Consider the following 14386-nt stretch of genomic DNA (forward strand, 5'->3'; position numbering starts at 1 on the left):
CCAAGGTGAAGCAGAACCCATGGCAGACAATCATTACGACGCGATCGTCGTCGGCTCCGGAATCAGTGGCGGTTGGGCGGCAAAGGAACTGACCGAAAAAGGCCTGAAGGTGCTGATGCTCGAACGCGGACGCAACATCGAGCACGTCAAGGGCTATGTCAACGCGATGAAGGAGGCATGGGATTTCCCGCATCGCAACCGGCCCACGCAGGCGATGAAGGCGGACTTCCCGGTGCTGATGCGTGATTACGGCCTTGCCGAGAATCTCGAGGGCATGTGGGCCAACGAGAAAGACTCGCCTTACATCGAGACCAAACGGTTCGACTGGTTCCGCGGCTATCACGTCGGTGGTCGCTCGCTGATGTGGGGCCGGCAGAGTTATCGCTTGTCGGACCTGGATTTCGAGGCGAACCTGAAGGACGGCATCGCCACCGACTGGCCGATCCGTTACGCCGACATCGCGCCCTGGTATGACCACGTGGAAAAGTTCGCCGGCATCGCCGGCACGCGCGAGGGACTGGACGTATTGCCGGATGGCGAGTTCCTGCCGCCGATCCCGTTGAACATCGTCGAGAAGGACGTGGCCGCGCGGATCGAGAAGGCATTCGGTGGTACCCGCCACATGATCCACTCGCGCACCGCGAACATCACCCAGCCGAAGGTCGAACAGGGCCGCGTCAACTGCCAGTACCGCAACAAGTGCATCCTGGGCTGTCCGTTCGGCGCGTATTTTTCGACGCAGTCGGCGACGCTGCCGGCGGCGATGAAGACCGGCAACCTGACCTTGCGGCCGTTCTCGATCGTCAAGGAAGTGCTGTACGACAAGGACCGCAAGCGGGCGCGCGGGGTGGAGATAATAGACGCGGAAAACGGACAGACGTACCAGTACACCGCCAACGTCATCTTCCTCAATGCCTCCTCGTTCAACTCGACCTGGCTTCTGATGAACTCGGCCACCGATGTCTGGGAAGGCGGGCTGGGGTCTTCGTCCGGTGAGCTTGGGCACAACGTAATGGACCATCATTTCGGCGCGGGGGCCTCCGGCCGGGTCGAAGGCTACGATGACAAGTATTACTTCGGTCGCCGCCCCTGCGGCTTCTACGTCCCGCGTTTCCGCAATGTCAGCACCGATGACAAGCGTGGCTATTCCCGCGGTTTCGGTTACCAGGGCGGTGCAAGCCGTAACGGCTGGTCGCGCGAGATCGCCGAAATGAACATCGGCGCCGATCTGAAGGAAGCGCTGACCGTGCCGGGCGACTGGCGTATCGGCATGACCGGGTTCGGGGAAATGCTGCCGCACCATGACAATACGATCCGCCTGGACAGCGACAAGAAAGACAAGTGGGGGCTGCCGGTGCTGGCGATGGACGTTTCCCTGCGCGCGAATGAAACGGCGATGCGCAAGGACATGGCCGCAGACGCCGCCGAGATGCTGGAGGCCGCTGGCGTGAAGGACGTGAAGATGCACGACAACGACTACGCCCCGGGCAAGGGCATCCACGAAATGGGTACCGCGCGCATGGGCCGGGAGCGCAGCAGTTCGGTGCTGAACCAGCACAACCAGGTCTGGGATGCGCCCAATGTCTATGTAACCGACGGCGCCTGCATGACCTCCAGCGCCTGCGTGAATCCTTCGCTGACCTACATGGCCCTGACCGCGCGGGCTGCCGACCACGCGGTGCGTGAACTGAAAGCGGGGAATCTCTGATGGACCGCCGCGAACTGCTGAAGATGATCGTTGCCGCCACCGGTGCGGCGATGGTCGGCGTGCCTGCGCTGGCCAACGGACAGGTGCCCTCCACGGGCTCGAAGAGCGCCTTCTCCGCCGCCGATGTCGCCACGCTGGACGAGATCGCCGAGACCATCCTGCCGCGCACCGGCACGCCGGGGGCGAAGGACGCCGGCGCAGGCGCGTTCATGGCGACATTCGTCAGCGACTGCTACACCGCCGCGCAGCAGGCGGCGTTCCGCGCCGGCCTGGCCGATATCGACAAACGCGCCGGTGGCCGCTTCGTGGCGCTCACCGCGCAGGACCGCACCGAACTGCTGCGCACGCTGGATGCGGAGGCCGGGAAACGCATCGTCGAGGTGGATGACACGGGCGCCGCAGAAGCCACCGACGCGGTGCCGCACTACTTCACGATGTTCAAGCAGTTGACCATCTTCGGCTTTTTCACCTCGAAGGTCGGCGCGACCGAAGTCCTGAAGTACGTCGCCGTACCGGGCCGTTATGAGGGCGATCTCGCCTATGTGCCCGGCACGCCCGCGTGGGCGACCAGCTGATGAAAAACATAATGACCAGACCGCTGCTGGCTGCCGCCTGCCTGCTGGCCACCGCGCCCGTGTTCTCGCAGGCCAGCGGCGACCCCGCGCGCGATCCCACCAGGACCGAGGTGTGGAAACCGGTGCCTGCGAGCGTGGCCACCCCCATCGGCGGCGCGCCCTCCGATGCAATCGTGCTCTTCGATGGCAAGGATGTCTCCGCGTGGGAATCCGAGCAGGGCGGACGCGTGCCATGGCGCGTCGACGATGGCGCGCTGACGGTGGTGCCGGGCAGCAAGGGCATCCGCACCCGGCAGCGGTTCTGCGATATGCAGCTGCACGTTGAATGGCGCTCGCCCAGCGCAACGGCCGGCTTCGACGGCCAGGACCGCGGCAACAGCGGCATCTTCCTGCAGGAGCTGTACGAACTGCAGGTGCTGGACAGTCACGACAACCCGACCTACGCAAACGGCCAGGCCGGCTCGATCTACAAGCAGGCCATGCCGCTGGTGAATGCCTCGCGGGCGCCGGGCCAGTGGCAGGCCTACGACATCATCTGGAAGGCGCCGCGCTTTTCGCAGGGCGGCGGGCTGACCTCGCCCGCGCGCATCACCGTGCTGCACAACGGCGTGCTGGTGCAGGATGACACGGTGCTGGCGGGGAAGACCGAGTACATCGGGGCGCCTTCATATGCGCCGCATGACTGCGCGCCGATCTCCCTGCAGGAACACGATTCGGCGGTCAGCTACCGCAACATTTGGGTGCGCGAACTGTAAGCGCACGGCGCCATCCCGTCGCGGCGATCCTACTTCGCCAGGAAGCTGGTGATGTCGTCGATCTCCTGTTGGGAAAGCTGCGAGAAGGGCGGCATCAGGCCGCCGCCCTTGCTGATCTTTTCCTTGATCTGCGCCGGTTGCAGGCGCTTGCCGACGTCGGTGAGCGCGGGAAACGCGCCCGGCATGCCCGCACGATCGGCGCCATGGCAGGCCGTGCAGTGGGTTGCGTAGAGTTTCTCGCCGGCGGCAGGGTCGTCCTTGGACCAGGCCGCGTTCGCAAAGGTCGCCGCCGATAGAACCACGGCGGTTGTCAGGATCTTTTTCAAGTGGGTTTCCTTGGCGTGCTAGCGCGCTGCGCTGGCTGGCAGGGTGGCGGTCAGGTGGTTGCGCAGATAGTCCGCGCCGGTCTGGATGACGGTGGCCGGATCGCGCGGATGGTCGTGCTCGAGGATGTACCACTGCACGCCGGCAGACGCCGCAGCGGGCAGGATCGTGTTCCAGTCCAGCACGCCCTGGCCGACCGCCGCGAAACCGCCTTCGTCTTCGGCCTGCGCCTTGGGCGCATTGTCCTTGGCGTGCACCGCGAACACCCGGCCGCGGAACTTCCCGAGCATGAGCGCCGGGTCATGGCCGGCACGCGCTACCCAGGCCAGGTCCAGCTCGGTCTGCAGATCGGGCCCGGCCGCGGCGAACAGCAGCTCCAGGCCGGTCGTGCCGTCGAAGTCGACCAGTTCGAAATCGTGGTTGTGGTAGGCCATGCGCATGCCCTTGGCGCGCGCCCGCTTGGCGATGCGGCCCAGTTCCTGGCCGAGTGCGGTCCAGCCGACGGCGTCGGTCGGGCGTTCCTTCTCGTCCAGGTACGGGACCACCAGCGTCGTGTTGCCGATGGAGCGGTTGAAGGCGATCACGCTGTCCAGGTCGTTGCGCAGCTCTGCCAGCTGCACGTGCGAGGACACCACCTTGATGGCATACCGGTCCAGCAGCTGCTTGAGTTCGGCCGCGCTTACGTTCTGCGTGCCGACGGTCTCCACCGCGTGTACCCCGGCGTCGTGGACGATCTGCAACTGCTGGTCCAGCGTGCCGGCGTCGCGCAGCGTGTACATCTGCACCGCGATGGGCTTCTGCGGGGCGGCGGCTTCGCCGGCGAAGGCGGGCAGGACAGCGCACAACAGCAGGACAAGAGGGGCGGTGCGTGCGGCGATGTTCATCAACAGATCCTCCGGGGATTCAACCGATGGGGGCCCAGGCGCGCGTCCTGGCCGATGCGATGACGCGGTCGACGATCAACGCCGAGCGCAGGCCGTCTTCGAAGGTGGGCAGGCCCTGCGGTTGCTCGCCTTCGATGGCCTGATAGGTATCGGCGACAAAGGCTTCGAAACAGGTGCCGTAGCCCTGCGCGTGGCCGGCCGGCAAGGCCGACAGCCGGCGTTGTTCGGCACTGCCGGCGCCCGGCCCACGCACGAAGATTTCTTCGCGCTGGTCGGGCAGGCCGATCCACAGCCGCTCGGCATCTTCCTGGTTGAACGCCACGCTCGCCTTGGCGCCATCAATCTCGAACCAGAGACGATTGTGGCGGCCCGCCGAGACCTGGCTGACCGTCAGCGAGGCGAGGGCGCCGGCGCTGGTCCTGAACATCGCCGCGGCCACGTCTTCGCTCGCCACCGGCTGCATCGCGCCGCCCGCCGCCGGTGTGCTGAAGCTCTGCCCGGCCAGGGTGCCGCGCTCGCCTATCACCGTGGCGAACGCCGCGCTGACGTCGACGAACCGCTCGCCGCCGACCCATTCCACCAGGTCGCACCAGTGCGAGCCGATGTCGGCGAAGACGCGTGAGGCGCCGCCCAGTGCCGGGTCCACGCGCCAGTTGTTGCTGGCCGGATCCAGCAGCCAGTCCTGCAGATAGCTGCCGTGGATCAGGTGCAGCGGGCCCAGTTCGCCCTGGGCGACGCGTGCGCGCGCCTCGCGCACCACCGGGTGGTAGCGGTAGACGAAGGGCACCGTGGCGACCAGCCCGCTCGAAGCGGCCACTGCGGCCAACGCCTGCGCGTCTTCCAGCGTGGTCGCCAGCGGCTTCTCGCAGATCACGTGCTTGCCCGCTTCCAGTGCCGCCTGCGCCATGCGGCGGTGCAGGTGGTTGGGCGTGCAGACGTGCACCACCTGGACCTGCGGATCAGCGAGGACTTCGTCGATATCGCGGTAGGCGCGCGGGACATTCCACGACTGCGCCACTTCGTGTGCGCGCTGCGGCGATGAGGCGGCCACGCCGCGTACCGTGGCACCGGCGAGCAGGGCCGCGCGACGGTGCACCGCGCCGATCATGCCGGTGCCGACAATGGCGATTCCAAGCGTGCGCATCGTCTGTGCTCCTCAGGGTGTGGAAGGGGCGGCCGCGACCACCGGCCGGTCGCGGAACAGCAGCAGGAAGGCGACCAGCACGACCAGCGCGACGCCTGCGGGGAACAGCCAGATCTTCTGCCAGTCCGGACCGGCCGCGGTGGTGTAGTGCTCCACCACCGCGCCGGACAGGAAGGTGCCGATCAGCATGCCCACGCCGTAGGTGGGGAGGGGGTTGTAACCCAGCGCGCTGCTGCGCGCGGCGGGGCCGGCATGGGCATCGGTGTAGATCTGCCCGGTGACGAAGAAGAAGTCGTAGCAGATGCCATGCAGCACGATGCCGATCACCAGCAGGGTGAAGCCGCCGCCTGCATCGCCGAAGGCGAACATGACGTAGCGCAGCACCCACGCGGCCATGCCCACGGCCAGCATCGCCTTGACGCCCAGCCGCACGAACAGGAACGGCATCGCCAGCATCAGCAGCACTTCGGATACCTGGCCCAGCGATTGCAGGCCCGCCGCGCCGCGCACGCCCAGGTCGTTGAGGTAGGGGTTGGTGAAGTTGTAGTAAAACGCCAGCGGGATGCAGATGGCGATGGAAGCCAGGAAGAACACCAGGTAGGAGCGCGACTTCAGCAGCCGCAGCGAATCCAGCCCCAGGATCTGCCCCAGCCCGGCGTCGCGTTGCCGGGCCAGCGGCGGCGTGTGCGGCAGCGTGAAGGCGTACAGGCCCAGCACCAGCGAGGCGATGGCCGCCATCTGGAAGGTCAGCTCGAGACGATGTGCCTGCTCCCAGCCCAGCCAGCCGATCAGCACGCCCGCCACGATCCAGCCGACGCTGCCGGCGACACGCACGGGCGGAAACTGCTTTTCGGGCGACTGCATGTGCCGCATCGCCACGCTGTTGGCCAGCGCCAGGGTCGGCATGAACAGCAGCATGTAGCCCATGACGCAGGCGGAGAACGTGCCGAAGTCGGTCGCCGTGGAGGCCATCCACATCAGCACCGCGCCGGCCAGGTGCAGCACCGCGAGGATGCGCTGGGCGGCGAAGTAGCGGTCGGCAACCAGGCCGACCAGGAAGGGCGCCACGATGGCGCCGATGGACTGGCTGAGGAAGGCCGTCGCCACCTGGCTGGCGCTGGCCTGCAGCGGGCCCTGCACCAGGTAAGTACCGAGGGTCACGAACCATGCGCCCCAGATGAAGAACTGCAGGAACATCATCGCGCCCAAGCGCGACATGGCGTACGTCATGGCTACCCCTCCCAGGGCGGTGGTGGCTCAGATCCCCAGCATGCGATGCAGTGACTGCGTATCCGCGCCGCTGTCGGCGAAGTCGTCGAAGGCGCGCTCGGTCACGCGGATGATGTGGTCGCCGATGAAGGCGGCGCCCTCCCGCGCTCCGTCTTCCGGGTGCTTCAGGCAGCATTCCCACTCCAGCACCGCCCAGCCCGGAAAATCGTACTGGGCGAACTTCGAGAAAATCGCCTTGAAGTCGATCTGGCCGTCGCCGAGCGAGCGGAACCGCCCAGGACGATCGATCCAGTCCTGGTAGCCGCCATACACGCCACTGCGCGCGCTGGGGCGAAACTCCGCGTCCTTGACGTGGAAGATGCCGATGCGTGCGTGATAACGGTCGATGAAGCCGAGGTAGTCGATCTGCTGCAGCAGCAGGTGGCTGGGGTCGTACAGGATTTTCGCGCGCGGATGGTGGTCCACCACGTCGAGGAAGCGCTCGAAGGTCGCGCCATCGTGCAGGTCCTCGCCCGGGTGGATTTCGAAGCACAGGTCCACCCCGCAGGCATCGAAGGCATCCAGGATGGGGCGCCAGCGACGGCCGAGTTCGGCGAAGGCTTCTTCCACCAGCCCGGGCGGACGCTGTGGCCACGGATAGAAGTAGGGCCAGGCCAGCGCGCCGGAGAACGTGGCATGCGCCTTCAGACCCAGCCGCTGGCTGGCCTTGGCGGCCAGCAGCAGCTGCTCTACTGCCCAGGCCTGGCGCGCGGGCGGATCGCCGCGCTTGTCCGGTGGCGCGAAGCCGTCGAACAGGCTGTCGTAGGCGGGATGGACGGCGACCAGTTGCCCTTGCAGATGGGTGGACAACTCGGTGACCTGCACGCCCTGCGCGGCCAGCGTGCCGGCGATGTCATCGCAGTACGCCTGGCTGCGCGCCGCCTCGGCCAGATCAAACAGACGCGGATCGCTGGTCGGTACCTGCAGGCCGGAATAGCCCAGCCCTGCGGCCCATCCGGCCAGCGTGTCCAGCTGATCGAACGGGGGGGTGTCACCGATGAACTGCGCCAGGAACAGCGCGGGACCTTTGACCGTCTTCAAGGTGATTCGCCCTCGATGCAATCGATTGCATTATCCTAGCAGGGCCTCCTGCAGGAGCTGTTGTGCAGTGCACAGCGGCACCGAAGACCAAAAAACCATGGCCACCATCTACGACATCGCAAAACACGTCGGCGTCTCCGCCGGAACGGTGTCGCGCGCGCTTTCCCGGCCGGACAAGGTCCTGCCGGCCACGCGCAGCCGCATCGAACAGGCCGCCGCCGCCCTGGGCTATGTGCCCAACACGGTGGCCCGGACGTTGAAGACCCAGCGCAGCGGCAAGATCCTGGTCACCGTTCCGGATATCGCCAATCCGTTCTTCGCGCAGATCCTGCAGGGCGCGGAGGAGGCGGCGCAGGCGATCGGCTACGCCGTGCTGCTGGGCGACACGCAGCATCAGCCCGATCGCGAGGAGCGCTATGCGCAGATGCTCCGGCGCAACGAGGCCGACGGCCTGATCGTGCTGGGGCATCGCCTGCCGCCGACGGCGCGCGCGATCGTGCAGCAACGGGGTGCCGGCGCGCCGGTGGTGAATGGCTGCGAGTTCGATCCCGCGTTGGGCATCCCCAGCGTCCACATCGATAACGCGGCCGCCGCGCGGGCGGTGATGGAACACCTGTATGCACTGGGCCACGAGCGGATCGCGGTCATCGGTGGGCCGCCCGGCAATCCGTTGCACCAGCAACGGCTGGAAGGCGTGCGTGCGGCTGGCAAGGCGCACGGTCGTCTGCGCCAACTTACCGTCGAGCCGGGCGACTTTTCCGTGGAATCCGGCCATGCGGCGGCGCTGGCGTTGTTGGCCCGCACGCCCGCACCCACGGCGATCTTCTGCGTCAGCGACCAGATGGCGCTGGGGGCGTTGGCGGCCTGCCGGGACCTGGGCGTCCGTGTGCCCGATGACCTGTCCATCGTGGGCTTCGACGACCTGGCCTCGTCCCGCTACCTGACGCCGGCGTTGACGACCGTCAGGCAACCGATGCGGGAAATCGGCGCCTGCGCGGTCAACCTGTTGCTGGCCATCATCGAAGGTCGGGATGTGCCGCTTCAGCAGACGCTGGATTTCAGCCTGATGGTGCGCGGCTCGACGAGTGCGCCAACGAAGTGATGACGGGCGTGGGGATGGCCCGGCAGGCGCGATGCCTGCCGGATCCGGTTGCCTGCATCACGCCACGGCGCGCTCAGGCATCGCAGCGCACGCCGACCTCATCGAATGCGATCACCACGTCTTCGACCGGGTAATCCAGGTCCCGTGCGGCGGCAATGACGCCGCAGGCGCCGCTTTCGAACGTGCTGCTTGGCGTCCAGTAGTTCTGGTTGGCCGTCGCCATCGCAGTGAACGCCTTGCGGATATCCCAGCCCTCGCGATGGGAAAGCAGGTAGAAGGCCCTGTTATAGACGCCGGACGAGTAATGATTGTCCATGCCCGGACGGAAATCGCGCGCGTGGCCGATCGAACTGCCGTCGCGCGTCGGGTCTTCGAAGTAGCGATGCGCACCGTCACCCTTGATGATCTCGGCACCCACGAGGAAGTCGTTGCTGCCTTTCAGGTAATACTCGGCGGCTTCGCCTGCGATATCCGAGAACGCCTCGTTCATGCCGCCGGAGTGCAGCGAGTTGTAGATCAGCCCGGAGTTCTGTTCGGTAAAACCATGGGAGACCTCATGACCGACTACATCCAGTGCAACAAGCGGATAAAACTCGAACATCCCATCGCCGAACGACATGGTGCGGCCATCCCAGCCTGCGTTCTCGACACCCGTTCCGTAATGGACCTGCAGCACCAGCTGGAACCGCAGCGGTGCGGTGCCCAGCCAGTCGCGGTACATGTCGAACACGGCGCCGCCAGCGGCGTGCGCATCGTTCAATGGGGAGTAGGCACCATTGATGGCTTTGACTGTGTTCTGCGGGCAGCTGAAGCTGTGTGCTGCCGTGACCGAGCCTGATCGGCCGTGGTCCAGGTTGATGGTTTTTACGTTCTCGTTCTCCAGCGTGCAGGTTGCGCCATCAGCGGTGATGTCGAAATAGGGAGCAGTCGCGCCGTAGGCGATCTGGCCGGTTTTTTCATTGCCGCCGGGACCGATGCCGATCTTCGCCGTGGCCAGGCCCTCCCATTGCTCCAGCACGTCGCCGTTCATCGCGTCGACGATGGTGAACGGCCTGCTGGACGCGTGGCCCTCGCCCTCGGCCAGGAAATCCACCACCCAGGCCAGCCGTGCGACCGAGTGTGCATCGAGATGGATCATCAGCCGCTGGTTCTGGTTCTGTATCTGCATGCCGCCGGCACGCATCCCGGGGGCACTGGCCTTGGCGATGGCCGCAGCACGCGCGCCGTCGATGCGGGGTGCCACGTCGGGAACCTCCGGCTGCAGTGCGGCGACTGCGGTACCGAACAGGCTCCGCACCTGGCCCCTGGCGGCGGTGGCGACCACCACATGTTCACCAAACACGGGTACGCCCTGGTGCAACTGCTCGAAGCGTTGATGCTGCACGCCGTTGCGGTCGACATGGCTGGACAGCAGTCGCAAGCTGGAACCGGCATCCAGCCCGAGCAGCGACGGCGATGCAGAGGCACCGGCGTTGCCGGTGGCGAACGCCGCGATCGCCACGCGGTCGAGTCGATGCAGCGCAATGCGCTCGGCGGCGCCCGCAGGTGCGGCGAGTATCGCGGCGGAAAGCAGGGTGAGGGACAGCAGGCTGCGGGATGGCAGGCGGATCATGGGTGGTTCCTCGCTGGATGGATGCCGGAGCGGTAGCCCTGCAGGAAGATCGCGCTTCCAGGGGAGGCACCGCCGGCGAGGACACCGTGGTTCGGGGTGAGCGCTGCAGCAACGGCGGAGGATGCGACGGCCGGGCCTGCGCCGCCCCGTGACAGGAGGGATCGGCCTCCAGGCCCGGCGTGATTCTCGTTTTTCCCTACCCTCGTGTACTTGAATGCCTGACCTGCGGGACAGCAAATCCGGAGGCCTGGCTGGGGTGTTCGGGAGGCCAGGAAAGGCAGGCATGCAGCGCGCAGACCATGCTGCAGTGCAACTTTTCAATTGTAGTATTATTTGTTTAATTGAAATCCAGGCCGATGGCCGCGTCGCACCGCCTCCGAACTGTGGAATCGTGGTGCCCTTGGAGTTCCCTGGCGTGGAGCGTGGATTGCATGGTGATGCTGGAAAACGCCCATGGGCTGCGGGCAGAGATCGCGCAGCGCGGCGCCGCCCTGGCGGGCATGTGGGTGCCGGACCGTGACGGGCAGTTCGCAGATGTGGTGCTCGGCCATGCCGAGCAGAGCCAGCGGACGTCGGGTCGGTCATTCTTTGGTGCCAGCATCGGCCGGGTAGCTGGACGCATCAGCACCGCTGGCTTCGTGCTCGACGGCCAGCATCATCGGCTCGATTCGGTCGATGGCCTCACCGCCCACCACGGCGGACCGGACGGCTTCGATGCCCGTGACTGGCAATGGCTGGGCGTGCGCCGTGACCGCGCGCGGCTGCAACTGGTCAGCCCGCATGGCGATCAGGGTTTCCCGGGCGCGCTGACGGTCACCGTGGACTATCGGTTGGATGATACCGACACCCTGCACGTGGACTACGCCGCCACCTGCGACCGCCCCACGGTGGTCAACCTGACCCATCATCCGTTCTGGAACCTGGCCGGCGAAGGGGCGGGCGTGGTGGACGCGCATCTTCTGACGCTGCCTGCATCGCGCATGGTGGCGCTGGGCGCAGCGCTCACGCCCACCGGACAACGCCCGGAGGTGGCCGCCAGCGCCTTCGACTTCCGCCGCGCACGCGCGATCGGCCACGCGCTGTCAGCCGCTGGCGATGCCCAGTTGCAGGTCGCCGGGGGCCTGGATCATTACTGGATTCTCGATGCCCCGGCAGACGCCGGCGTGCGCCCGGCGGCGCGCCTGCATGAGCCGCATTCCGGCCGCGTGCTGGACGTGCTGAGCGATCAGCCCGGCGTGCAGGTGTATTCGGGAAACTTCCTGGATGGCAGCCTGCAGGGCGCATCGGGGAGGCCGTACCAGGCACGTGCTGCCCTCTGCATCGAACCGCAGGCCTATCCCGATGCGATGAACCAGCCCGCCTTTCCTGACATCACGCTGCAGCCCGGCGCGGTGTACCGCAATCGCATCCGTTATCGCTTCAGCAAGGACACCCAATGAGTGCAGTGACTGACCCCGCACAGCGGCTGGCCGGCAAAGTGGCCATCGTCACCGGTGCGGCCAACGGCATCGGCCGTGCCATCGCCGGACTGTTCCAGGCGCACGGTGCCCTCGTGGCCGGCTACGACCAGGCCGCGCCCTGCGCCGGGGATACGGTGTGCGCGCTCTTCCAGCAGGGCGATGTCAGTGATGCCGATGCGGTGGCAGCCTTCGTTGAACGCGTGGTGGCAGCCCACGGCCAGGTTGACGTGCTGGTCAGCAATGCGGGCATGGATGTGTTTTCCGCACCGCTGGAGCTGTCTTCGCTGACCTGGCAACGCAACCTGGACGTCAACCTCGGCGGCCACTGGAACTTCGCCCGCGCGGTGCTGCCCTGCATGCTGGCGCAGGGCAGCGGATCGGTGGTCAACATCGCCTCGGTGCACGGCCATCGCATCATCCAGGGCGCCTTCCCGTACAACGTGGCCAAGCACGCCTTGATCGGCCTGACCAAGGCGCTCGGGTTGGAGTACGCCGACAAGGGCATCCGGTTCAACTCCATATCGCCCGGGCTGATCCTGGTGGACCGCATCGAACGCTGGTTCGAATCACAGCCCGATCCTGCCCAGGCGCGCCTGGAACAGGAAGCACTGCTGCCACCCAAACGCATCGGCGAAGCGTCGGAAGTCGCGCAGACCGCGTTGTTCCTGGCCAGTGACGAAGCCCGTTTCATCAACGCCGCCGACATCCTGATCGATGGCGGCCGCAGCCAACTCTATTACTGAGCCCGCCATGACCCATTCCCCCCTTCCGCTGATCGCCATCCTGCGCGGCATCACCCCGGCCGAGGTGCGCGCGCACGTGCGCGTGTTGATCGATGCCGGCATCACCCAGATCGAAATACCCACCAACTCCCCGGACTGGCTGGGCAGCGTGCAGCTGGCCCTGCAGGAAGCCGACGGCCACGCCGAGGTGGGCGCCGGCACGGTGCTGGACATCGCCGATGTGGACCGCCTGGCGGACAGCGGCGCGCGGCTGATGGTGACGCCGAACACCGACCCGCAGGTGATCGCGCATGCGCGTTCGCGCGGACTGGACATCGCCGCCGGGTTTGCCACCGCCAGCGAGGCCTTCGCGGCGTTGGCCGCCGGTGCACAGCGTTTGAAGCTTTTCCCTGCGGCACAGTTTGGTCCTGCCTATGTGCGTGCGCTGAAAGCCGTACTGCCTGCAGACGTGCCGCTGTATGCGGTAGGGGGCATCGGGACGGAGAACCTGGCCGCGTTCCTGCAGGCCGGCTGCGCCGGTGCCGGGCTGGGCGGTGAGCTGTATCGCCCGGGCCAGGATGCAGCCACCACGGCGCGCCATGCGGATGCCTTCGTTGCCGCCCTGCGGAGTGCGAACGCATGAAGATCACCCGCCTGAGCACCTACCGCGTGGCGCCACGCTGGATGTTCCTGAAGATCGAGACCGACGAAGGCGTGGCCGGATGGGGCGAGCCGGTCGTCGAAGGCCGTGCGCGCACGGTCGAAGCCGCCGTGCATGAGCTGGGCGAGCAGTTGATCGGCAAGGATCCGGCGCGCATCAACGACCATTGGCAGGTGATGTACCGCGGTGGCTTCTACCGCGGCGGTGCGGTGTTCATGAGCGCGCTGGCCGGCATCGACCAGGCACTGTGGGACATCAAGGGCAAGACGCTGGGCGTGCCGGTGTACCAGCTGCTGGGCGGGCTGGTGCGTGACCGCATGAAGACCTATTGCTGGGTGGGCGGGGACCGGCCAGCGGACATCATCGAACAGATCCGGGCACGGGTGGCGCTGGGCTATGACACCTTCAAGCTCAACGCCTGCGAGGAAATGCCGCTGCTGGCGCCCAGCCGCACCATCGATGCGGCCATAGCCAAGGTGGCCGGAATCCGCGAGGCGTTCGGCCAGAGCATCGAGTTCGGGCTGGATTTCCACGGCCGCGTGGGCTGGCCGATGGCCAAGACGCTGATCCGCGAACTGGAGCCGTACCGCCCGTTGTTCATCGAAGAACCGGTGCTGGCCGAACAGGCCGAATACTATCCGCGCCTGGCCGCACACACCGCCATTCCGCTGGCGGCCGGCGAGCGGATGTTCTCGCGCACCGAGTTCAAGAGCGTGTTCGCCGCCGGCGGCCTGTCGATCGTGCAGCCGGACCTGTCGCATGCCGGTGGCATCACCGAATGCATGAAGATCGCCGCGATGGCCGAAGCCCATGACGTGGCCCTGGCCCCGCATTGCCCGCTTGGGCCGGTAGCACTGGCGGCCTGCCTGCACGTGGACTTCGCCAGCTGGAACGCAGTACTGCAGGAACAGAGCATCGGCATCCATTACAACGCCGACGGCGAGCTGCTGGACTACGTCAAGAACAAGGACGCCTTCACCATGCACGGCGGTTCGATCCTGCCTTTCACCCAGCCGGGCCTGGGCGTTGAGATCGACGAAGAGGTGGTGGTCGAACGCGCGCGTAGCGCCGGTGAGTGGCGCAACCCATTGTGGCGTCACGAAGACGGGAGCGTGGCCGAATGGTAAGC

14 protein-coding genes are annotated in these 14386 nt (G+C 66.6%); 8 read left to right on the forward strand and 6 right to left on the reverse strand.

The window, feature by feature from the left end:
* Window positions 1–19 precede the first annotated feature (19 nt).
* Genes ACI2JH_RS11100 through ACI2JH_RS11110 form a run of 3 tightly spaced genes read left to right on the forward strand, consistent with a single transcriptional unit; the run spans window position 20 to window position 3038 of the window.
* Complete coding sequence (locus tag ACI2JH_RS11100) at window positions 20–1708, forward strand: GMC oxidoreductase (protein WP_404736203.1); 1689 nt, start codon at window positions 20–22, stop codon at window positions 1706–1708.
* The gene (locus ACI2JH_RS11105) at window positions 1708–2283 is read left to right on the forward strand and encodes a gluconate 2-dehydrogenase subunit 3 family protein (protein ID WP_101098233.1); all 576 of its coding nucleotides are present in this window, start codon (window positions 1708–1710) and stop codon (window positions 2281–2283) included. Before ACI2JH_RS11100 ends, ACI2JH_RS11105 begins: the two co-directional genes overlap by 1 nt.
* An 11-nt stretch (window positions 2284–2294) precedes the next feature.
* The gene (locus ACI2JH_RS11110) at window positions 2295–3038 is read left to right on the forward strand and encodes a DUF1080 domain-containing protein (RefSeq protein WP_404736204.1); all 744 of its coding nucleotides are present in this window, start codon (window positions 2295–2297) and stop codon (window positions 3036–3038) included.
* 29 nt (window positions 3039–3067) lie between these two features.
* Here ACI2JH_RS11110 and ACI2JH_RS11115 read toward each other — a convergent pair whose 3' ends face one another.
* The 5 genes from ACI2JH_RS11115 to ACI2JH_RS11135 are packed head-to-tail and all read right to left on the reverse strand — an operon-like array spanning window position 3068 to window position 7700.
* Entirely contained in the window at window positions 3068–3364 is a 297-nt protein-coding gene (locus ACI2JH_RS11115) for a c-type cytochrome (protein WP_404736205.1), read from the reverse strand.
* 18 nt (window positions 3365–3382) lie between these two features.
* Window positions 3383–4246: a sugar phosphate isomerase/epimerase family protein gene (locus tag ACI2JH_RS11120; protein WP_404736206.1), complete on the reverse strand. Its 864-nt coding sequence runs from the start codon at window positions 4244–4246 to the stop codon at window positions 3383–3385.
* A 19-nt stretch (window positions 4247–4265) separates the two neighbouring features.
* Window positions 4266–5390, reverse strand: a complete 1125-nt coding sequence (locus ACI2JH_RS11125) for a Gfo/Idh/MocA family protein (RefSeq protein WP_404736207.1) — start codon at window positions 5388–5390, stop codon at window positions 4266–4268.
* 12 nt (window positions 5391–5402) lie between these two features.
* On the reverse strand, window positions 5403–6620 hold the full coding sequence (locus tag ACI2JH_RS11130) for a nucleoside permease (protein ID WP_404736208.1): 1218 nt from the start codon (window positions 6618–6620) through the stop codon (window positions 5403–5405).
* A 27-nt stretch (window positions 6621–6647) separates the two neighbouring features.
* On the reverse strand, window positions 6648–7700 hold the full coding sequence (locus ACI2JH_RS11135; RefSeq protein WP_349999146.1) for a sugar phosphate isomerase/epimerase family protein: 1053 nt from the start codon (window positions 7698–7700) through the stop codon (window positions 6648–6650).
* A 97-nt stretch (window positions 7701–7797) separates the two neighbouring features.
* Between ACI2JH_RS11135 and ACI2JH_RS11140 the strand changes: the two genes are divergently transcribed.
* Window positions 7798–8802, forward strand: a complete 1005-nt coding sequence (locus ACI2JH_RS11140) for a LacI family DNA-binding transcriptional regulator (protein WP_404736237.1) — start codon at window positions 7798–7800, stop codon at window positions 8800–8802.
* A 73-nt stretch (window positions 8803–8875) separates the two neighbouring features.
* On the opposite strand, the gene ACI2JH_RS11145 is transcribed toward ACI2JH_RS11140, so the two are convergent.
* The gene (locus tag ACI2JH_RS11145; protein WP_404736209.1) at window positions 8876–10414 is read right to left on the reverse strand and encodes a M4 family metallopeptidase; all 1539 of its coding nucleotides are present in this window, start codon (window positions 10412–10414) and stop codon (window positions 8876–8878) included.
* A gap of 431 nt (window positions 10415–10845) precedes the next feature.
* On the opposite strand from ACI2JH_RS11145, the gene ACI2JH_RS11150 reads away from it, so the two are divergent.
* From ACI2JH_RS11150 to dgoD, 4 genes are read left to right on the forward strand one after another with little or no spacing between them, the layout of a single operon-like run.
* A complete protein-coding gene (locus tag ACI2JH_RS11150; protein ID WP_404736210.1) occupies window positions 10846–11853 on the forward strand; it encodes an aldose epimerase family protein in 1008 nt (335 codons plus the stop codon).
* Complete coding sequence (locus ACI2JH_RS11155; protein WP_404736211.1) at window positions 11850–12617, forward strand: SDR family oxidoreductase; 768 nt, start codon at window positions 11850–11852, stop codon at window positions 12615–12617. The genes ACI2JH_RS11150 and ACI2JH_RS11155 overlap by 4 nt, the downstream gene beginning before the upstream one ends.
* 7 nt (window positions 12618–12624) lie before the next feature.
* A complete protein-coding gene (locus ACI2JH_RS11160; RefSeq protein ID WP_319274786.1) occupies window positions 12625–13239 on the forward strand; it encodes a 2-dehydro-3-deoxy-6-phosphogalactonate aldolase in 615 nt (204 codons plus the stop codon).
* The gene (gene dgoD / locus ACI2JH_RS11165; RefSeq protein WP_404736212.1) at window positions 13236–14384 is read left to right on the forward strand and encodes a galactonate dehydratase; all 1149 of its coding nucleotides are present in this window, start codon (window positions 13236–13238) and stop codon (window positions 14382–14384) included. Before ACI2JH_RS11160 ends, dgoD begins: the two co-directional genes overlap by 4 nt.
* Window positions 14385–14386 lie beyond the last annotated feature (2 nt).

The sequence above is a fragment of the Stenotrophomonas sp. NPDC078853 genome (assembly GCF_044901215.1).
GTDB lineage: Bacteria > Pseudomonadota > Gammaproteobacteria > Xanthomonadales > Xanthomonadaceae > Stenotrophomonas > Stenotrophomonas lacuserhaii.